Genomic DNA, 18,542 nt, shown 5'->3' with positions numbered 1-18,542 from the left:
TAAAAGCGGTTAGACTGTGCACCCCGCGTCATTCAGGCGCGGGGTGAGTTCAACCGCCGGAGCCTGTCCCCCGATGTTCATCCTGAGCCGCCTCGACGGCGTGCCGCCCGAGTCCTTCCAGAACCAGATCCGCCAGCTGGTGATCGAACATGTCGGCGCGCTGAGCAGCGTCGCCATCACCGCAGACAACCCGCTGTATCCGCTGTACCAGTACGGTGTCGGCCTCGAAGTCCACCAATACCTGCAGGCCCTGGACGGCACCCGGGGCCTGGCCGTGGAGCTGGTCCTGGCGCTGGACGCCGACGCCCCGGACCAACTGCTGGGTTTCGCCCTCGCCTTGCCCGCCCAGGATGACGCACACGCCTGTGTTCTGGCGTTTCTCGCCGTATCTCCTGCCCATCGTCGCCAGGGTATCGCCCGCGGACTGCTGACAGACCTGCGGGCACGCTACCGTTGCGTGGAGATGAGCGCGTTCGCCCACGCCGTGCCCTGGTTCGAGGCCATGGGCCTGCAGGTCGTGAGCGCCACCGGGCCGCAGGTGCTGATGAGCAGCACCGGCAAGGCCAGCGGCGCGCTGGTCGGACGCTTGGACATCGCGCCCATCTACCAGACCCTGGAAGTGCGCCAGATTCACGCCTACCTGCTCAAGCAGCATGGCGAAGAGGCGATGATCGACGCCGAACGCCAGCGCGATGAGCACCTTGACGAACTGGCGTTGCAGGCCCAGGCCTGCGTGGCGATGCGCAAGCGCGTGCATTGAGCCGAAATCGGTCGCCGCTCGCGGCAATGGCCTGTGATGCCATCACCGCAGCGGCGACAGTCAATCAGCGAAGCGCGGTATGGCCAGCCCCAGGCTCTCCCTCAGGGTCGTCCCTTCGTAGGCCGTGCGGTAGACCCCTCGTTCCTGCAGCAACGGCACTACCTCCTGGGTAAAGCGGCGGAACTGCTCCGGATGCCCGATGTAGATATTGAAGCCATCCAGCGCCCGCGCTTCGAACCAGTCGGCCATCTTCGCCGCCACCGTCTGCGCCGAGCCCACGAAGGCACCCGGGCGTAGCTGGCGGCCGAACTCCACCGCCTGGCGCAGGCTGAAGCCCTTGTCCCGGGCCTGGTCGGCGATGCGCTTGGCATTGGTGAAGAAGCTGCTGCGGGCAAACTCAAGGCTCTGCTGCGGGAACGGCGCATCGAGGTCGTACTGGCTGAAATCGTGCCAACCGAAGTTACGCCCGAACTCCTTCAACGCCAGCTCGAAGCTGTGATCGGCCTGATGATAGTGACGCTCGATCTCACGGGCATGCTCGTCGGTGTCACCCACGTAGATCTCGGCGCCCGGCAGCACCAGCACCTGCTCAGGGTCACGCCCCAGGCGTGCGGCGCGAGCCTTCACGTCGCGGTAGAACGCCTGGCCCTGCTCGACGCTTGCGGCATGGGTGAAGATCACGTCCGCCGTGGCCGCCCCCAGGTCACGCCCCTGCTCGGAATCCCCGGCCTGGAAGATCACCGGCTGGCCCTGGGGTGAGCGCTGGATGTTCAACGGGCCGACCACCGAGAAGTGCTCACCCTGGTGGTTGAGGGTGTGCAGCTTGGCGGGGTCGAGGAAGCGCCCGCTCTGGCGATCCCGCGGGAAGGCATCGTCTTCATAGGAATGCCAGAGTTTCTGCACCACCTCGACATGCTCGTGGGCGCGGCTGTAGCGGGTGTCGTAATCGTAATGCTCGTCCAGCCCGTAGTTGCCAGCGGTGCCGGCATCGCCGCTGGTGACCACGTTCCAACCGGCACGCCCCTTGCTGATCAGGTCCAGCGAGGCCAGGCGCCGAGCGACGTTGAACGGCGCGTTGTAGGACGTGGTCAGGGTGCCGACCAGGCCGATATGACGGGTGCTGACGGCCAACGCCGAGAGCAATGTCAGGGGTTCGAGGCGATTGAGGTAATGGGACGGCGAACCGGGCGTGATGAACTGGCTGTCGACGATGAAGATCAGGTCGAACAGCGCAGCTTCTGCCTGGCGGGCAATATCGATGTACCAGTCGATGTTGACGCTGGCGTCGGCAGGCAACGCCGGGTCCAGCCACAGGTTGTGCCGCCCTGGGCCGCCGCAGCCCATGGTCAGGGCACCCAGTTTGATCTGTCGTTTGCTCATGCCGGGGCCTCAGTGCTGGGTGACGGCGCTGTCCTGCAGCGCCGCCGAGAAGGAGGTGTCGAACAGACTTGCGGCCGGATAGCCCTTGATCAGGCCGATTCCGGCAAAGAAGTCCACGGTCTTCTGTGCATCGGTGATCACCTGTGCGTTGAGTGGTGCCAGGTCGGTGCGGGCGCGGGCGAACCAGGCGCGGGCGATGTCGCCGTCGGCACGGGTACGCTTGGCCCAGGCGTCGGCGTACGCTTCGGTGTGCGCCGGATCGCTCAGGGTCCATTGACGCGCCTTTTTCAGGCGCTGGAGGAAGTCGGCGATCTGCGCACGCTTTTCCTGCACGGCCTTGGCATTGGCGACCACGAAACTCTGCGCTGGGATGATGCCTTCGGCGGTGGCCAGCACCCGTGCACCCTGGCGCTCCTGCTGGGTGACATAAGGCTCCCAGGTGGCGATCACGTCGACCGATCCGCCATCCAGCGCGTGGGAGGCGTCCAGGGCGCTGAGGTAGCGCAGCTCGAGTGCATCGCGGGGTACACCGGCCTTGTCGAGGGCGCTGAACAGCAGTTGCTGGCTCCAGGAACCTTTCCAGATCGCCGCGCGCTTGCCCTTGAGGTCGGCCAGGCTGTGGATGTCGGAATCCTTGCGCGCGAGGATCGCCACACCCTCGAGGTTCTGCCGCGACACCGCCACCACCTTGATCGGCGCACCGAGTGCGCCGAGGAACAACGGTGGCGCATCCCCCAACAGACCCAGATCGAGGCTGCCGACATTGAGTGCCTCGGCCACTGGAGAGCCGGCAGTGAACTGCTTCCATTCCAGGGTGTAAGGCAAATCTTCAAGCACACCGGCCGCTTCCATCACGGCACGGGCGTTGTAGCTCTGGTCGCCGACCACCAGGGTCTGCGCAGCCGCCGCAAGGCTGATCGAGGTGGCCAGCACACCGGCGGCCAGTTGTTTGAGATAACGCACGTTCGTCTCCAGATGCCACTTCGGGCAAGTCAGGGCGATCCGCGCGTGCGGTCTCGTCGCGTGTAACAGTGAATATCAGGCGTTGCGCGCTGCCACCTTGGCGCGGGTCAACGGGATCAGTTCGCGGCCATAGTCCTCGGCGTCAGCCAAAGGGTCGAAGCCGCGGATGAGGAAGCTGGTCACGCCCAGGTCGTAATAGGCCAGCAAGGCATCGGCGACCTGCTCGGCGGTCCCCACCAGCGCCGTGGAGTTGTGACCGCCGCCCACCAGCGCAGCGATGCCGGTCCACAGGCGTTCGTCGACCCGCTCCCCCTTGGCCACGGTGTCACGCAGGCGCTGGGCGCCCACGCTCTGCGGCTTGTTGGCGATCACCGGCCCTGCCTGCTCGAGGCGCTGACGAGCCTGACCGAGAATGCCCTCGGCCTTGGCCCAGGCCGCCTCCTCGGTGGCGGCGATGATCGGCCGGAAGGACACACTGAACTGCACCTGGCGACCATGACGCGCAGCCTGCTCGCGCACGGCGGCGATGGTTTCGGCGGTTTGCTCCAGCGATTCGCCCCACAAGGCGTATACATCGGCGTGCTTGCCCGCCACCGCCAGGGCCGCAGGCGAGGAGCCGCCGAAATAGATGGGCAGATGCGGCTGCTGCAGCGGCTTGATCGCCGAAAACGCCCCCGCGGCCTGGTAATGGTTGCCGTCATGGTCGAACGGCGTGTCATGGGTCCAGACCTTGCGCACCACATCGAGGAATTCATCGGTGCGGGCATAGCGCTGGTCATGGGCCAGGTGGTCGCCGTCCTTGCGTTGCTCGATGTCGCTGCCGCCACTGATGATGTGCACCGCCAGGCGCCCGTCGAGCAGGTGCTCAAGGGTTGCCAGCTTGCGTGCGGCCAGGGTCGGTGCGACGAAACCCGGGCGGTGCGCCAGCAGGAAGTGAATACGCGAGGTAGCAAGCCCTGCCAGGGCAGTCACCAGGAATCCGTCAGGCTGGTCCGACCAATAACCGACCAGGATGCGATCGAACCCAGCCTGCTCATGGGCCTGGGCAAAACGGGTGATGTAGTCCTTGTCGAAGACGGGCCCGCTGGGGGCCAGGACCTCCGATGACAGGCGATGGCCGATCATGCCGATGAATTGAACGCTCATTGCAGGTGCCCCAAGGTCAGAAAGGGTTTTTATAGCGTTTGAATCTAAATGCCCACTGACTTATACGCTAACCACTTGATCACACCCTGTGAAATTCGTTTTAGGCATAACCTAATTCATTCAAAATGCAGAACTTGCAGATAATTTCTCATCGCCAGTAAATGCTGAATTTGCATATTAGCTTATGAATAATTTGAATTTTGAGAATATTCAGGCAGTTGCTAGGGTTTGCCCATGACCGTCAGCCCGAGCCTGAACCATGAGCCAGACACCGCGCCTCGAGCGCCTGCGCCACTTCATTGGCGAACTCTCCGACCTGCTGGACCGCCACCCCGAAGAAGCCACCCTGCTCGATCAGGGCCACACCCTGCTGCACAGCCTGGTCGCCCATGACGACTGGTTGCCCGAAGCCCTTGCCCAGCCGGACCCCGCCCGCTACCAGCAATACCTGCTGCATTGCGATTCGCGCCAACGCTTCTCGGTGGTCAGCTTCGTCTGGGGGCCAGGCCAGAGCACGCCGATCCATGACCACCGTGTCTGGGGCTTGATCGGCATGTTGCGCGGTGCCGAGTACGCCCAAGGCTTCACCCGCGACGCCCATGGCGCCTTGGTGGCCCAGGGCGAGCGGCTGCGGATCGACCCTGGCCACGTGGAAGCAGTGTCACCGCACATCGGCGATATCCATCAGGTCAGCAACGCCTTCGACGACCGGGTCTCGATCAGCATCCATGTCTACGGCGCCAACATCGGTGCGGTCAGCCGCGCCGTCTACCTGCCCGACGGTAGCGAGAAGCCGTTCATCTCCGGTTATTCCAACTCCAGCCTGCCCAACATCTGGGACCTGTCCAAAGAGAACCCTGCCCCATGACCCGCCTCAGCACACGCAGTTTCCATGACATTCGCTCCGCCCTGCTGGCCCACGAAGAAGTCGCCCTGATCGACCTGCGCGAGGAAGACCCCTTCGCCCAGGCGCATCCGCTGTTCGCGGCCAACATCCCGCTCTCGAAGCTGGAACTGGAAATCTTCGCCCGCGTGCCACGCCGGGACACTGCCATCACCGTCTATGACGATGGCGAGGGGCTGGCGGCCATCGCTGTCGAGCGTCTGCAGGCACTGGGCTATAGCGATGTGGCGGTGCTCGAGGGTGGGCTTGGCGGCTGGCGCGATGCCGGCGGCGAGCTGTTCCGCGACGTCAACGTACCCAGCAAAGCGTTCGGCGAGCTGGTGGAGAGTGTGCGCCACACCCCCTCGCTGGCCGCCGAAGAGGTCCAGGCCCTGCTCGACAGCCAGGCCAACGTAGTGGTGCTCGACGCCCGACGCTTCGACGAATACCAGACCATGAGCATTCCCGGAGGCATCAGCGTGCCTGGCGCCGAACTGGTGCTGCGCGTCGCCGAACTGGCACCCGATCCGGCGACCCGGGTGATCGTCAACTGCGCAGGGCGCACCCGCAGCATCATCGGCACACAATCGCTGGTCAACGCCGGCATCCCCAACCCGGTGGCGGCGCTGCGCAACGGTACCATCGGCTGGACACTGGCCGGTCAAAAACTGGCCCACGGCCAGGCGCAGCGCTTCGCCGAGGTCGGCGACAGCACCCGCAGCAGCGCTGCCGAGCGCGCCCGCGCCGTTGCCGACCGGGCCGGAGTGCAGCGCCTGGACCGTCAAGGTCTGGCCACCTGGCAGGCAGAGACTGCGCGCACCACCTATCTGTTCGACGTGCGCACACCCGAGGAATACGTTGCCGGTCACCTGCCCAACAGCCGCTCCACGCCCGGTGGCCAGTTGGTGCAGGAAACCGATCACAACGCCAGCGTGCGCGGCGCCCGCATCGTGCTGGTCGATAACGACGGCGTGCGTGCCAACATGAGCGCTTCGTGGCTCGCGCAGATGGGCTGGGAAGTGGCGGTGCTCGACGGCCTGAGCAAGGCCGACTTCAGCGAAACCGGCGAATGGCAGGCACCCCGCCCGGCACTTGCGCGCAATACCGAGATCGACGTCGAGCAATTGCAGGCCTGGCTGGCCGAGGAAGGCACCGTCTTGCTGGACTTCACCGCCAGCGCCAATTACGTCAAGCGCCACATCCCAGGTGCTTATTGGGCGATCCGCGCGCAGTTGCCCGAGGCTCTGGAGCGCCTGCCCAAGGCCGAGCGCTACGTGCTGACCTGCGGCAGCAGCCTGCTGGCAAGCTTTGCCGCCACCGACCTTCAAGCCCTGACGCGCACACCGGTCTATCTGCTGGCAGGCGGCACGGCAAGCTGGATCGCCGCCGGCAAACCCCTGGAATCAGGTGAAACGCGCCTGGCAGCGGAGCGTACCGACCGCTATCGCCGGCCATACGAAGGGACCGACAACCCACGCGAAGCCATGCAAGGCTACCTGGACTGGGAGTTTGGTCTGATCGCGCAACTCGAGCGCGATGGCACCCACGGCTTCAAGGTGCTGTGACCTGAAGCGCAACGGCTGCAGGCGTATCCGCTCACGCGAGATAGGCCTGCAGCCGTTGCGCCAGAAACCCATGCAAGCGCCGCACTGCCGGGCTCAGCGACTGTCGGTGCGCGCATACCAGTTGCAGTGGCGCCGCCTGCCCTGCATGGTCCGCCAGCAACTCCACCAACCTTCCGGCGCGGATGTCCTCGAGCACATCCAGGCGCGACTTGTAGACCACACCAAGCCCCGCCACCGCCCAGCGTCGCACGATATCGGCATCGTCGCTGCAGCGATCGCCGCTGACCAGCACCGTGCTCGTTGCCCCTGCATCCTCAAAACTCCAGCGATCGTGGGTCTGCTCCCCCATCACATAACGCAGGCAGTTGTGCCCGGCCAGCGCCTGCGGAGTCTGCGGCGCGCCATGCCGAGCGATGTAGGACGGTGCCGCGCACAACGTGCGGCGGTTATCGGCGGCCAGCGGCAAGGCCACCAGGCTGGAATCCCCCAGCAGCCCGTAGCGGATGCTGGCATCCAGTTGCTCGCCAAACAGGTCGGCCACCTGGTCGCTGACTCGCAGGCGCATGTCGAGTCGTGGGTATTCGGCCTGAAACTCCGTCAGCCAGGGCAACAGCAGGTTGCGCCCCAGGTCCGACGGCATCGACAGACGCAATGGCCCCGCCAGTTCGGCGCGTGCCTGCTCCAGCGCCATTTCGCCATCGACCAGCGCGTCCAGGGCCTGACGCGCGTGGGGCAGATAGCGCTCGCCATCGTCCGACAGGCGCAGCCGGCGTGTCGAACGCACCAACAGACGAATCCCCAGGCTGTGCTCCAGGCGCTGCAGCGCGGCACTGGCCAGGGCTGGCGAGATGTCCAGTTGTCGCGCTGCAGCTGAAAGCCCACCGGCCTCGACAGTGGTGACAAACACCTGCAGGTCGTCCATGCGAACCCGTTTCTTCATGCCACGACTCCTTCACGCCCCACGCGCCGTGCATCACGACGTATCGCCTGGGGCGGAATGCCGAACCCGCGTACAAAGGCCTCGCGCAAATGCCGACGGTCGCGAAATCCTGTCTCGCGCGCCACCACATCCAGGCTGTGCCGACTTTGTTCGATCATCAGCCGCGCCGCCTCCAGGCGCAGGCCCTCGATGGCCCGCGCCGGCGATTGCCCGGTTTCGGCACTGAACACGCGGCTGAACTGGCGCGGACTCAGGTGCGCAACCTCAGCCAGTTCCTCGACGCTCAGCGGCCGCTGCAGGTGCTGGCGAGCGTAGTCGAGCACACTCTGCATGCGGTCGGTGCGCGGTGCCAGGTCGAGCAGCTGAGAATGTTGCGACTGGCCTCCCGAGCGGCGCTGATGCATCACCAGCCGATGCGCAACGGCTCGTGCGAGCTCATGGCCGTGATCCTGCTCAAGCATGCCCAGGGCCATGTCGATACAGGCGGTCATGCCGGCGGACGTCCAGATGTTGCCATCGGCAATGAAGATGCGGTCGTCCTCTACCTGGATCGCCGGGTGCATCTGCCGCAGTTCCCGGGCGTAGGCCCAATGCGTGGTCGCCCGACGCCCGTCGAGCAGGCCGGCTGCCGCCAAGGTGAAGGCCCCCGTACAGATCCCGGCGGTACGGCGCGCCTGCTCGCCCAGCCGACGCACCAGGTCCACGCTGGCCGTATCGGCAGGTGAAGCGATCGGCGACAAGGTGCCCGCCACCAGCCAGGTGTCGGCATGCCCCGGCGTATCGACCGCCTGGGTCTGCAACTGCATGCCCAGCGACGACACCAGCCCACCGCCGGCCACGCTGTAGTTGCCCAAGGCGTAAAGACGCTTGCCCGTCAGCACATTGGCGAACTCGAATACCGACTGCGACGCCAGCGCCATGACCTGAAACCCTTCACACAACAGATAGCCGACCCGATGCATGGCCCACCTCGCTTGATGTCCTGAAAACGTACTATATGCGTCATTTGCGCCACAATCAAAGGCGCGCATCATCGCTGCAACCCAACCCACGGAGCAGCAACCATGACTCGTACAGCCCTCATCACTGGCGCCTCTACCGGCATTGGCGCACTCTACGCCGAACACCTGGCCCGCCGCGGCCACGACCTGATCCTGGTCGCCCGCAACCGCGAACGCCTCAATCAACTGGCCTCTCGCCTGAGCAGCCAGACCGGACGCAGCGTCGAAGTCCTGCCGGCAGACCTGGCCGACAGCCAGGACCTGGCGCGCATCGAAACCCGTCTGCGCGAAGATGCCAGCATCGGCCTGCTGGTCAACAACGCGGGTATCGGGACCCACACCGCACTGCTGGAAAGCGACGTTGAACAGATGACCCGCATGATCGCGCTGAACATCACCGCCCTCACCCGCCTGACCTATGCCGCGGTGCCTGGCTTCGTCGAGCGCGGCGAGGGCGCGCTGATCAACATCTCCTCAGTGGTCAGCCTGCTGCCGGAACTGCTCAATGGCGTGTATGGCGGCAGCAAGGCATACGTCACCGCCTTCACTCAGAGCCTGCACAAGGAGCTGGCCGACAAGGGTGTGCAGGTCCAGGCCGTACTGCCAGGCGCCACCGCCACCGACTTCTGGAGCATCGGCGGCCTGCCGGTGGAGAATCTGGATCCTGCGATCGTCATGACTGCGCAGGACCTGGTGGAAGCGGCACTGGCCGATTTCGACGCCAAGCGCCTGATCTCGATTCCGTCGCTGCACGAAATCGAACGCTTCGAGGCGTTCGAGGCCAGCCGCCAGGCGTTGAACGGGCACCTGTCGAATCAACAGTTGGCGCCACGTTATCGTCGGGGTTGATCTGGGTGTGCGTGGGTAGGTTTTGTGATAGCAGGTTCTGTGGGGGCAGTCCATTTTGTGGGAGCGGGTTTTGTGGGAGCGAGCTTGCCCGCGAAGCAGGCTCCGCCGATTTTCGAGCATTGAGCAGACTGTAAGCCTTTTCCAGGTTGAGATTCTGGAAATCATCTCAAGGTGTTCGAATGTGATCGCGTGAGGGCTGACAGGTGTTCGCCGACAGCTTTTTAGGGCCTGTGAGATCGAGCGGCGCTCGATCTCACAGGCGCTAAAGAACTCCCGCCAAGCAACAAAACTTGCGAGCCACCCCCCAAAATCGCAAGCTAGGCCGTCCCCCATCCGGATAGCCCCATGGAACTACACATTCGCCTGGAGGGCCGCAAGGGCCTGGCCGAGCAGCTCTACCAGCAGCTGCGCAGCGCCATCGACAGCGGCCACCTGGCCGCCGGCACCCAGTTGCCGCCCACGCGCCTGCTGGCCGAGCAGTTGGGGATATCGCGCAAGACCGTGGCCGAAGCGTACTCGCGGCTGACCTACGACAATCTGCTCAGCGGCGTGGTCGGGCGTGGCACCTTCGTCAGCCCACGGCGGGCCCTGCAGGCCAGCGACGTCGAGCCGATTGCCCTGGCCGCCGCCAGCAGCCTCGAACGCTGGCAGCAACGCGCCACCGTGCTCGGCCGCTCCGCGCTCGAGGCGCCCTCGCGTTACGACTTCGTCGGCGGCGTATCGGCCAAGAGCCAGTTTCCCTTCGACCAATGGCGCGCCTGCATGCAGTACGCCCTGCGCTGCAGCCAGCGCCACAGCGAGCGCCAGTTCCCGGCCCAGGGTCTGCCCGAGCTGCGCGAAGCCATCGCCCATCACATTGCCTTCGCCCGCGGCGTGCACTGCAGCGCCGCCGATGTGCTGGTGTGCAACGGCGCCCAGCAGGCGCTCGACCTGATCGCCCGGGTGCTGGTCGAACCCGGTACACGCGTGGCCATGGAGGATCCCGGCTATCCACCGGCACGCCAGCTGTTTCTGGCGATGGGCGCTGATTTGCAGTCGGTGCCGGTGGACGATGAAGGGCTGTGCGTCGAGCTGATCGCAGACGGCACCCAACTGATCTATGTGACGCCGTCGCACCAGTTCCCGCTCGGCATGCCGATGAGCGAACGCCGCCGACACGCCCTGCTGGCCCGCGCCGCTGAACTCGGAGCGCTGATCATCGAGGACGACTACGACTGCGAATTTCGCTATCAGGGCCCGGCCAGCGATGCGTTGCAACGCCTGGATCGACACGGGTTGGTGGCCTATGTCGGTACCTTTTCCAAGACCTTGCTGTCGGAGCTGCGCCTGGGCTATGCCGTACTGCCTCCCAGCGTCCTGCGCGCCGCCTGCGTGGCCAAGCACCTGAGCGACTGGCACAGCCCGAGCCTGCAGCAATGGGCGCTGGCGCGTTTCATCGGCGAAGGCCATCTGAACCGCCATATTCGTCGTTGCCACGACATCTATGCCGCACGGCGCGAGCGCATCCTCGCACGCCTGGAAAGCGACCTGGCGCCCTGGCTGAGCGCCGTACCGGCCAGCGCCGGCTTTCACCTCAGCGCCCTGGCCGCACCGGGAGTCGATGTGGAGCTGCTGGTCAGGCTGACTCGCCGGGTCGAAGTCGGCGTCTATTCACTGGCGCCGTTCTTCAACGATGTGCCAGTGCGTCCAGGGCTGCTGATGGGCTTCGGTGCCATCGAGCGGCTGGACATCGACCCGGCGCTGGACCGCGTGCGCGATGCCCTGCAGCAGCTCAGTTGAGCGTCGTCGCCTGCATCGAGCGCCCCCGCCGCGCCACGGCAGCGGTGTAGCCTCGGGGGGCAAAGCGTGCGGTCACCAGCAGCATCGCCACCACGGTCAGCGTCAGCAGCGTCCAGGCAGCCTGGAAATCGCCGGTGAACGCACGCAGCCAGCCCGTCACATAAGGCACGGTACCGGTGACGATGAAGCCGACACCCTGCACGAAGGCAGCCAGGCTCCCCGCCTCGCCCGGTGTTTTCAGATGCTCGAGGGTCAGGGTAAGGCTCAGGCTGAAGCACGCACCCAGCCCCAGGCCGATCATCGCCACCCAAAGCCCCATGGCCTGGGTAGGCGCCAGCAGCAAACCGAGAAACCCACCCAACTGGATCGCCAGCGCCAACCACAGACCAGGCCGCCGGTCATGCAGGCGCCTCAGCAGCAATGGCAGCCCCAGCGCGCCACTGACCTGGAAGATGGTCATCAGCCCCACCAGCTCGCCACCGCCCTGAGCTGTACCGCCGTGCTCCAGGTGATAGGCCGGCAGCCAGGCGACCATGCTGGTATAGCCGCCGTTGATCAGGCCGAAATACAGCGCCAACAACCAGGCACGGCGATTACCGAACCAGTGACCGCCGCTGGCCGCGGCCAGGTGCGGCGTGTCGTGGCGCGGGCGTAGCCAGGCCCAGCCGCACAGCGCAAGTAGCGCGGGCACTGCCCAGATGCCAAGCCCCGCCTGCCAGCGCCCTGCCACCTCGCTGACAGTCGGCCCGAGCACCGCAGCCAGGCCGCCGCCGCTCATCAACGCTGCCGAGTACAGCCCCATCGATGCAGCCAGGCGGCTCGGGAACCAGCGATTGACCAACCCCGGCATCATGCCCTGCACCACCGCCACGCCAAGGCCGGCGACCACGGCGCTGGCGATCAGCGCCCAGGCGCTGTCCAGTTGCAGCCGCCACAGGCACGCCAGGGCGATGGCCGAAAGTCCGGCGAGCATCCCGCCATGCTCACTGATCCAACGCCGCAGCCAAGGCTGCAGCAAAGGCACCAACCCCATGCACAGCACCGGTAGCGCCGTGAGCAACGCCGCTTGCTGGTAGCCAAGCCCGGTGCTGCTGCGCATGGGTTCGAGCAAGGGGCCGATGCTGGTCAGGATCGGCCGCAGGTTCAGGGCCAGCAGGATCACCAGCAGCAGGTTCAACGCGCCTCTCATACCGGGTTCGCCTGCCGCCACTGCTGGTAGAGGCCGGCCTCGCCCTCAGGCTTGAGCACGTGCAGTGGCAGGCTCTGCTGCTGCGGTGCACGTGCCATCTGCGCGTAGACCGCTGCCGTAGACAGTCCGTAAGGCTCGCCCTCGTCGTTGTCATAGGCGAACCATGCCCGCTCGATGCCGCACAGGTGCATGGCGGCCAGGCACATCGGGCACGGGTGGCCGCTGGCATAGATTTCGGCACCGTCCAGACGCGACCGGCCCAAGGCCTGGGCGGCTTTGCGGATCGCCTGCAATTCGGCATGGGCAGTCGGGTCCTGAGTGCTGTGGATCTCGTTGACCGCACGGGCGACGATCTGGCCCTGGTGCACCAGCACCGCACCGAACGGGCGACCACCCGCTTCGATATTGGCGCGGGCCAGTGCCAGTGCTTCACGCATGAAGGTTTCGTTGGACATGAATCGATACTCCTCGAACAACAGGCGGCCATTATCCCGGCTGCTGGCGCGCGGCAGAAATGAAGAGATTGGATGCAGGTCAGTGGCCGCACGAATGCCGGCATTGGTCTCCCGGCAAATAGCGGGATTGGCTATCGGGCCCTGCAGGCAACGGCGCTACGCTGGCACCACGAATCACCCCTGACTTGAACTGACTGGAGAATCACCATGCACGATCGAATCGAATGGGCCAGGCACGCCCCTGAAGCCTACAAGGCCATGGTCGGCCTGGAGCAGGTCCTGGCCAAGTGCGGCCTGGAGCATTCACTGCTCGAACTGGTGCGCCTGCGCGCCTCGCAGATCAATGGCTGCGCCTATTGCGTGAACCTGCACGCCAACGATGCGCGCAAGGCGGGCGAAACCGAGGCACGCTTGCAGACCCTGAGCGTGTGGCAGGAAACCCGTTTCTTCACCCCGCGTGAACGCGCCGCACTGGCCTGGCTGGAAAGCCTCACCCGCTTGCCTGAGCGCGGTGCACCGCAGGTCGAGTACGAAGCGCTGCTGGAGCATTTCGAACCGAGCGAGGTCGCCAACCTGACCCTGGCGATCGCCACCATCAATGCCTGGAACCGCTTTGGTGTCGGCTTTGCCATGGTGCCGGCTTGAGGTGAGCCTTTAGGGCCGCTATGCGGCCCCGGCGGTCTACGGGCTCACACCCAGCCGGGTCCGATAACTCCCCGGACTCTGCCCCGTCCACTTCTTGAACGCCCGGTGAAAGGCGCTGGGTTCCTGGAACCCGGTCTGCTCGGCGATCTCGGCAATGCTCAGTTGCCCCTCGCGCAAACGCTCGAACGCCATGGCCCGGCGCACTTCATCCTTGATCTGCTGGTACGAGCGCCCCTCGCGCTCCAGTTGCCGGCGAAAGGTACTGGCGCTCAGGCCCTGGCGCTCGGCCATGGCGGTCAGGGTCGGCCACTGTCCATAGCCACGGCTGCGCAGATGGCGATAAACCTCCGCCACCAGGTCGCCCTGGTTGCGAAAACGGATCACCAAGCCCTGCGGCGCGCTGCGCAGGAAGGTCTTGAGCGCCGCCAGGTCCTGCACCACCGGCAGGCGCAGCCAGGCGCTGTCGAACTCCACTTCGGTACGCCCACTGCCCAGGCGCAGGTCCGGCCCCCACAGCAGCGTGTCGTCGTCCTGCGCCGGGCGCGCCACGGCAAGCTCGGTGCGGTCGATGCTGATGCGCCGTCCGGCCAGCCAACACAGCAGGCCGACCACCAGCACCAGGAAGGTTTCCTCGGCATAGACCCGTGTCAGCGGATCTTCGATATTCGACTGCACGCTGATCACCGCACGCCCGCCGCGCACCGCGAAACTGCCGCGCAAATCGCGCAGGAACAACGCGAAGTTACCCAGGCACTGACGCAGCGCCTTTTCCAGGGTCGGCTCCTGGATCAAGCCACGGCAGATCAGGGCGAAGCTGCCCATCGGCATGCCATGGCTGTCGAGACGGAAGAACTCGTCGTCCAGGTCTTCGATCAGCGCCAGCCACAGCCGGGCGAACGCCTTGGCCGGTACCCGCGCCTGGGGGCGGGCCAGCAGCGCCGGGTCGATGCCGACCGCACGCAGTTGCGCATTGCGCTCATCGGGGCGATCGCGCAGGGCGTGGAGCATGGCATTGAGAAAGTACACCGCGACCGAATCGCTTTCGCGCATGACGGATATCCGCTGTCTATGCTGAGTGGCAAAAAATGCCAGGTTGACTGAGCAGTTTCGGCATAGGCCCGTTCCCGGCCTTTGCCTAGACTCGGACCCCATCCGCAACGGTCGCCATTCTCGCAGAGCCCGGCACCGTCCCGCCACGCCTTCGCAATCGGAGCTATATATGAGCAGCGCAGAAATCTATGTCGTCAGTGCAGTGCGTTCGGCCATCGGTGGTTTTGGTGGCTCACTCAAGGACCTGCCGCTGGCCGACCTCGCCACCGCCGTGACCCGCGCTGCCATCGAGCGCTCGGGCGTGGCCGCCGAGCAGATCGGCCATGTGGTGATGGGCAACGTGATCCCGACCGAACCACGCGACGCCTACCTGGGCCGAGTGGCGGCGATGAACGCCGGCATCCCCAAGGAAACCCCGGCATTCAACGTCAACCGTCTGTGCGGGTCGGGTCTGCAAGCGATCGTATCCGCCGCCCAGGGCCTGCTGCTGGGCGATACCGACATTGCCCTGGCTGCTGGTGCCGAGTCCATGAGCCGCGGCCCTTACCTGCTGCCGCAAGCCCGTTGGGGGGCACGCATGGGTGACCTGCAGGGCATCGACTACATGGTCGGCATCCTCCAGGATCCGTTCGAAGGCTTCCACATGGGTATCACCGCCGAGAACGTCGCCGCCAAGCACGGCATCACCCGTGAAATGCAGGACGAACTGGCGTTGACCAGCCAGCGCCGCGCCGCCCGCGCCATCGCCGAAGGTCGCTTCGACAGCCAGATCGTGCCGATCGAGCTGAAAACCCGCAAAGGCAGTGTGCAGTTCGCCGTCGATGAGCACGTGCGCGGCGATGTCAGTGCCGAGCAGCTGGCGGGCATGCGCACCGCCTTCAAGAAAGACGGCAGCGTCACCGCCGGCAATGCCAGCGGCATCAACGACGGCGCCGCCGGCCTGGTCCTGGCGACCGGCGATGCGGTGCGCCGCCTTGGCCTCAAGCCGCTGGCAAGACTGGTGGCCTACGCCCATGCCGGTGTCGAACCTGAGCTGATGGGCCTGGGCCCGATCCCGGCCACGCGCAAGGTACTTGAAAAGGCCGGCCTGTCGGTCAAGGACCTGGACGTGATCGAATCCAACGAAGCCTTCGCCGCACAGGCCTGCGCTGTGGCCCAGACGTTGGGCTTCGATCCGGAAAAGGTCAACCCCAATGGTTCGGGCATCTCGCTCGGCCACCCGGTCGGCGCCACTGGCGCGATCATCGCCACCAAGGCCATCCACGAATTGCAGCGCATTCAGGGGCGCTATGCGCTGGCGACCATGTGCATCGGTGGCGGCCAAGGCATCGCCGTGGTCTTCGAGCGCGTGTGACGGGAGCATTGACATGACCATCCAGCAGATCGCCGTGATCGGCGCCGGTACCATGGGCAACGGCATCGCCCAGGTGTGCGCGATAGCCGGCTTCCAGGTGTTGCTCATCGATGTCAGTGACGCAGCGCTTGAGCGCGGTGTCGCCACACTGAGCAAGAACCTGGAACGCCAGGTCAGCAAGGGTACCCTCGAGGCGGACAAGGCCGAAGCCGCCAGGACGCGCATCCGCACCAGTACCGACTACGCGCAGCTGTCGAGCGCGCAACTGGTGATCGAGGCCGCGACCGAAAACCTGGCGCTCAAGCAGCGCATCCTCCAGCAGGTGGCCGCCAGTGTCGCTGCACAGTGCCTGATCGCCACCAATACCTCATCGCTGTCGGTCACTCAGCTGGCCGCCAGCATCGAGCACCCTGAGCGGTTCATCGGTGTGCACTTCTTCAACCCAGTGCCGATGATGGCCCTGGTCGAGGTCATCCGTGGCCTTCAGACCAGCGACACGACCTACGCCCAGGCGCTGCTGGTCACAGAGAAGTTGGGCAAGACACCGATCACTGCGGGCAACCGCCCCGGCTTCGTGGTCAACCGCATCCTGGTGCCGATGATCAATGAAGCGATCTTCGTGCGTCAGGAGGGCCTGGCCAGCGCCGAGGATATCGACACGGGCATGCGTCTGGGCTGCAACCAACCGATCGGCCCGCTGGCACTGGCCGACCTGATCGGCCTGGACACCCTGCTGGCGATCATGGAGGCCTTCCACGAGGGCTTCAACGACAGCAAGTACCGCCCTTCACCGCTGCTCAAGGAGATGGTTGCCGCCGGCTACCTCGGGCGCAAGAGCGGCCGTGGTTTCTTCACCTACTGAGGAGCGCGCGTCATGCCGGTCACCGCTGCCCTGCGCTGCGCCAATTTCGAGGAACGCCGCGACAGGGCCATGGCGCTGTTCGCCGAAAAAGGCTTCGGCCAGGTCAGCATGCGCGAACTGGCCGCGCATGTCGGGCTGACGGCGGGCTCGCTGTACCACCATTTCCCGAGCAAGCAGGACCTGTTGTTCGACCTGATCGAGGAGCTGTACGAAGAACTGCTGGCCACGCTCGACCAAGGCCGCCGCGCGCTGGCCAGAGGCAAGCCGGCATTGCCTGGCCTGATTGCCGCGCACTGGCAGTTGCACAGTGAGCGGCCCTTGCAGTTTCGTCTGGCAGAGCGGGATTTCTGCTGCCTGAGCGAGGCTCAGCAGGCACGCCTGGGCGAGCTGCGCCACGACTACGAAACCGGGTTGTTGCAATTGGTCGCGCCCAAGGCGCGCCATGGCGGCGAGGTGCTGGCAGCGGCCGGGCACGTGCTGGGCAGCTTGCTGAACCAGCTGCCGGGCGTGCTGCAAGCGCGTGGCGTGCCCGAGCTGCAAGGCGTCGGGCTGATGGAGAGCCTGGTGGCGGGCGGGATAGAGCGAGCGTTGGTGTGAACGGTACGCGCTTCGCGTCCCGCTCACACCACCCTCTGCGTCAGGACGCCGCCGAAGCTTCCTCGCCCACCACTTCCCGCGCTGCGTAGCGCTGCGCCAGCACCGCACACACCATCAGCTGGATCTGGTGGAACAGCATCAGCGGCAGGATCATCGCGCCGATCCCGCTCCCCACGAACAATACCTGAGCCATCGGCACCCCGGTGGCCAGGCTCTTCTTCGAGCCGGCAAACAGGATGGTGATGCGGTCTTCGACGCTGAAGCCCAGCACGCGCCCCAGCAAGCGGGTACCGAGCAGCACCACCGCCAGCAACACGCCGCAGGCGACGAACAGACCCAGCAAGTGCTGCGGCGAGACGGTATTCCACAATCCCGTCACGACCGCTTCACTGAACGCGGTATAGACCACCAGCAGGATCGAACCCTGGTCGACGATCTTCAGCCAGCGTGCGTTCTTCTTGACCCAGGCGCCGATCCAGCGACGGGCGATCTGTCCCGCCACGAAGGGCACCAGCAGTTGCAGGGTGATCTTCAGTACCGCATCGAGCCCCGAACCGGTATCGCCGTCAGCACCCAGCAACAGCATCACCAGCAGTGGCGTGAGGAAGATGCCCAGCAGGCTGGAGGCCGCCGCACTGCAGATCGCTGCCGGGACGTTGCCGCGTGCCAGCGAGGTGAAGGCGATGGCCGACTGCACGGTCGCAGGCAAGGCGCACAGGTAGAGCAGGCCCAGGTACAGCTCGTTGCCCACCAGCGGCACGAACAGTGGCTTGAACGCCAGGCCCAGCAATGGAAAGAGTACGAAGGTGCAGGAGAACACCAGGATGTGCAGGCGCCAGTGGCCGGCACCGGCGATGATCGCCTCGCGTGACAGCTTGGCCCCGTGCAGGAAGAACAACAGGGCAATCGCCAGGTTGGTCAGCCAGCCGAAGGCCACCGCGCCGTCACCCGAGCAGGGCAGCAAGGTCGCCAGCAGGACCACCGAGAGCAGGGTCAGGGTGAATTTATCGAAAAGCATGCGCAGGTACTTCATGAAGTGTCCGTCTTGTCATGGTGCAAGGCCTGACGATAAGGTCTGCGCTCTCTCGGCGCTAACGCCGGAACCCCCGCCAGTGTCGCTGAAC

The 18,542-nt window shown here is 65.5% G+C and carries 18 protein-coding genes; 9 read left to right on the top strand and 9 right to left on the bottom strand.

The window, feature by feature from the left end; genetic code table 11:
* Window positions 1–73: 73 nt before the first annotated feature.
* Complete coding sequence (locus AB688_RS13685) at window positions 74–760, top strand: GNAT family N-acetyltransferase (RefSeq protein ID WP_063544772.1); 687 nt, start codon at window positions 74–76, stop codon at window positions 758–760.
* Window positions 761–820: 60 nt separating this feature from the next.
* Here AB688_RS13685 and AB688_RS13680 read toward each other — a convergent pair whose 3' ends face one another.
* The 3 genes from AB688_RS13680 to AB688_RS13670 form a co-directional block, all read right to left on the bottom strand.
* Window positions 821–2,140, bottom strand: coding sequence for an LLM class flavin-dependent oxidoreductase (locus tag AB688_RS13680; protein WP_063544770.1), 1,320 nt, complete (start codon window positions 2,138–2,140; stop codon window positions 821–823).
* Window positions 2,141–2,149: 9 nt separating this feature from the next.
* The gene (locus tag AB688_RS13675; protein WP_054895389.1) at window positions 2,150–3,103 is read right to left on the bottom strand and encodes an ABC transporter substrate-binding protein; all 954 of its coding nucleotides are present in this window, start codon (window positions 3,101–3,103) and stop codon (window positions 2,150–2,152) included.
* A 75-nt stretch (window positions 3,104–3,178) separates the two neighbouring features.
* Window positions 3,179–4,249, bottom strand: coding sequence for an LLM class flavin-dependent oxidoreductase (locus AB688_RS13670; RefSeq protein ID WP_063544768.1), 1,071 nt, complete (start codon window positions 4,247–4,249; stop codon window positions 3,179–3,181).
* A 259-nt stretch (window positions 4,250–4,508) separates the two neighbouring features.
* Between AB688_RS13670 and AB688_RS13665 the strand changes: the two genes are divergently transcribed.
* Together AB688_RS13665 and AB688_RS13660 are read left to right on the top strand one after the other, a co-directional pair.
* Window positions 4,509–5,117 (top strand): cysteine dioxygenase, encoded by a 609-nt coding sequence (locus AB688_RS13665; protein WP_063544766.1) that lies wholly within the window; start codon window positions 4,509–4,511, stop codon window positions 5,115–5,117.
* Window positions 5,114–6,697, top strand: a complete 1,584-nt coding sequence (locus AB688_RS13660; protein WP_063544764.1) for a rhodanese-related sulfurtransferase — start codon at window positions 5,114–5,116, stop codon at window positions 6,695–6,697. Before AB688_RS13665 ends, AB688_RS13660 begins: the two co-directional genes overlap by 4 nt.
* 31 nt (window positions 6,698–6,728) lie before the next feature.
* On the opposite strand, the gene AB688_RS13655 is transcribed toward AB688_RS13660, so the two are convergent.
* Together AB688_RS13655 and AB688_RS13650 are read right to left on the bottom strand one after the other, a co-directional pair.
* Window positions 6,729–7,637 carry a LysR family transcriptional regulator gene (locus tag AB688_RS13655; RefSeq protein WP_063544762.1) on the bottom strand — a complete coding sequence of 303 codons (909 nt, stop codon included), beginning with the start codon at window positions 7,635–7,637 and terminating at the stop codon, window positions 6,729–6,731.
* Window positions 7,634–8,599 (bottom strand): GlxA family transcriptional regulator, encoded by a 966-nt coding sequence (locus AB688_RS13650; RefSeq protein ID WP_063544760.1) that lies wholly within the window; start codon window positions 8,597–8,599, stop codon window positions 7,634–7,636. The genes AB688_RS13655 and AB688_RS13650 overlap by 4 nt, the downstream gene beginning before the upstream one ends.
* 102 nt (window positions 8,600–8,701) lie before the next feature.
* On the opposite strand from AB688_RS13650, the gene AB688_RS13645 reads away from it, so the two are divergent.
* Together AB688_RS13645 and AB688_RS13640 are read left to right on the top strand one after the other, a co-directional pair.
* A complete protein-coding gene (locus AB688_RS13645) occupies window positions 8,702–9,487 on the top strand; it encodes an SDR family NAD(P)-dependent oxidoreductase (protein WP_063544758.1) in 786 nt (261 codons plus the stop codon).
* Window positions 9,488–9,832: 345 nt separating this feature from the next.
* Window positions 9,833–11,266 carry a PLP-dependent aminotransferase family protein gene (locus AB688_RS13640; RefSeq protein WP_063544756.1) on the top strand — a complete coding sequence of 478 codons (1,434 nt, stop codon included), beginning with the start codon at window positions 9,833–9,835 and terminating at the stop codon, window positions 11,264–11,266.
* Here AB688_RS13640 and AB688_RS13635 read toward each other — a convergent pair.
* The gene (locus AB688_RS13635; protein WP_063544754.1) at window positions 11,259–12,455 is read right to left on the bottom strand and encodes a cyanate transporter; all 1,197 of its coding nucleotides are present in this window, start codon (window positions 12,453–12,455) and stop codon (window positions 11,259–11,261) included. The two genes, AB688_RS13640 and AB688_RS13635, sit on opposite strands and share 8 nt — an antisense overlap.
* Window positions 12,452–12,910 (bottom strand): nucleoside deaminase, encoded by a 459-nt coding sequence (locus AB688_RS13630; protein ID WP_063544752.1) that lies wholly within the window; start codon window positions 12,908–12,910, stop codon window positions 12,452–12,454. Before AB688_RS13630 ends, AB688_RS13635 begins: the two co-directional genes overlap by 4 nt.
* Window positions 12,911–13,117: 207 nt before the next feature.
* Between AB688_RS13630 and AB688_RS13625 the strand changes: the two genes are divergently transcribed.
* Complete coding sequence (locus AB688_RS13625) at window positions 13,118–13,555, top strand: carboxymuconolactone decarboxylase family protein (RefSeq protein ID WP_054895379.1); 438 nt, start codon at window positions 13,118–13,120, stop codon at window positions 13,553–13,555.
* Between the two features lie 36 nt (window positions 13,556–13,591).
* Here AB688_RS13625 and AB688_RS13620 read toward each other — a convergent pair whose 3' ends face one another.
* Window positions 13,592–14,605, bottom strand: coding sequence for an AraC family transcriptional regulator (locus tag AB688_RS13620; RefSeq protein WP_063544750.1), 1,014 nt, complete (start codon window positions 14,603–14,605; stop codon window positions 13,592–13,594).
* 169 nt (window positions 14,606–14,774) lie between these two features.
* Here AB688_RS13620 and AB688_RS13615 point away from each other — a divergent pair, with 169 nt between their 5' ends.
* The 3 genes from AB688_RS13615 to AB688_RS13605 are packed head-to-tail and all read left to right on the top strand — an operon-like array spanning window position 14,775 to window position 17,418.
* A complete protein-coding gene (locus AB688_RS13615) occupies window positions 14,775–15,959 on the top strand; it encodes an acetyl-CoA C-acyltransferase family protein (protein ID WP_063544748.1) in 1,185 nt (394 codons plus the stop codon).
* 13 nt (window positions 15,960–15,972) lie between these two features.
* Window positions 15,973–16,821: a 3-hydroxybutyryl-CoA dehydrogenase gene (locus AB688_RS13610; protein ID WP_063544746.1), complete on the top strand. Its 849-nt coding sequence runs from the start codon at window positions 15,973–15,975 to the stop codon at window positions 16,819–16,821.
* A 12-nt stretch (window positions 16,822–16,833) separates the two neighbouring features.
* The gene (locus AB688_RS13605; protein WP_063544744.1) at window positions 16,834–17,418 is read left to right on the top strand and encodes a TetR/AcrR family transcriptional regulator; all 585 of its coding nucleotides are present in this window, start codon (window positions 16,834–16,836) and stop codon (window positions 17,416–17,418) included.
* A 40-nt stretch (window positions 17,419–17,458) separates the two neighbouring features.
* Here AB688_RS13605 and AB688_RS13600 read toward each other — a convergent pair whose 3' ends face one another.
* Window positions 17,459–18,451: a bile acid:sodium symporter family protein gene (locus tag AB688_RS13600; protein WP_063544742.1), complete on the bottom strand. Its 993-nt coding sequence runs from the start codon at window positions 18,449–18,451 to the stop codon at window positions 17,459–17,461.
* Between the last annotated feature and the right edge of the window lie 91 nt (window positions 18,452–18,542).

Origin of the sequence: Pseudomonas putida (assembly GCF_001636055.1) — a bacterium.
Classification (GTDB): Bacteria; Pseudomonadota; Gammaproteobacteria; order Pseudomonadales; family Pseudomonadaceae; genus Aquipseudomonas; species Aquipseudomonas machongensis.
The sequence above is the reverse complement of the archived record's forward strand: the minus strand, read 5'-3'. Positions and strand labels throughout refer to the sequence as shown.

Coding starts and splice junctions, on each gene's coding strand:
- AB688_RS13685 (WP_063544772.1), top strand. CDS start 74: ATGTTCATCCTGAGCCGCCTCGACGGCGTGCCGCCCGAGTCCTTCCAG.
- AB688_RS13680 (WP_063544770.1), bottom strand. CDS start 2,140: ATGAGCAAACGACAGATCAAACTGGGTGCCCTGACCATGGGCTGCGGC.
- AB688_RS13670 (WP_063544768.1), bottom strand. CDS start 4,249: ATGAGCGTTCAATTCATCGGCATGATCGGCCATCGCCTGTCATCGGAG.
- AB688_RS13665 (WP_063544766.1), top strand. CDS start 4,509: ATGAGCCAGACACCGCGCCTCGAGCGCCTGCGCCACTTCATTGGCGAA.
- AB688_RS13660 (WP_063544764.1), top strand. CDS start 5,114: ATGACCCGCCTCAGCACACGCAGTTTCCATGACATTCGCTCCGCCCTG.
- AB688_RS13655 (WP_063544762.1), bottom strand. CDS start 7,637: ATGAAGAAACGGGTTCGCATGGACGACCTGCAGGTGTTTGTCACCACT.
- AB688_RS13650 (WP_063544760.1), bottom strand. CDS start 8,599: ATGCATCGGGTCGGCTATCTGTTGTGTGAAGGGTTTCAGGTCATGGCG.
- AB688_RS13645 (WP_063544758.1), top strand. CDS start 8,702: ATGACTCGTACAGCCCTCATCACTGGCGCCTCTACCGGCATTGGCGCA.
- AB688_RS13640 (WP_063544756.1), top strand. CDS start 9,833: ATGGAACTACACATTCGCCTGGAGGGCCGCAAGGGCCTGGCCGAGCAG.
- AB688_RS13635 (WP_063544754.1), bottom strand. CDS start 12,455: ATGAGAGGCGCGTTGAACCTGCTGCTGGTGATCCTGCTGGCCCTGAAC.
- AB688_RS13630 (WP_063544752.1), bottom strand. CDS start 12,910: ATGTCCAACGAAACCTTCATGCGTGAAGCACTGGCACTGGCCCGCGCC.
- AB688_RS13625 (WP_054895379.1), top strand. CDS start 13,118: ATGCACGATCGAATCGAATGGGCCAGGCACGCCCCTGAAGCCTACAAG.
- AB688_RS13620 (WP_063544750.1), bottom strand. CDS start 14,605: ATGCGCGAAAGCGATTCGGTCGCGGTGTACTTTCTCAATGCCATGCTC.
- AB688_RS13615 (WP_063544748.1), top strand. CDS start 14,775: ATGAGCAGCGCAGAAATCTATGTCGTCAGTGCAGTGCGTTCGGCCATC.
- AB688_RS13610 (WP_063544746.1), top strand. CDS start 15,973: ATGACCATCCAGCAGATCGCCGTGATCGGCGCCGGTACCATGGGCAAC.
- AB688_RS13605 (WP_063544744.1), top strand. CDS start 16,834: ATGCCGGTCACCGCTGCCCTGCGCTGCGCCAATTTCGAGGAACGCCGC.
- AB688_RS13600 (WP_063544742.1), bottom strand. CDS start 18,451: ATGAAGTACCTGCGCATGCTTTTCGATAAATTCACCCTGACCCTGCTC.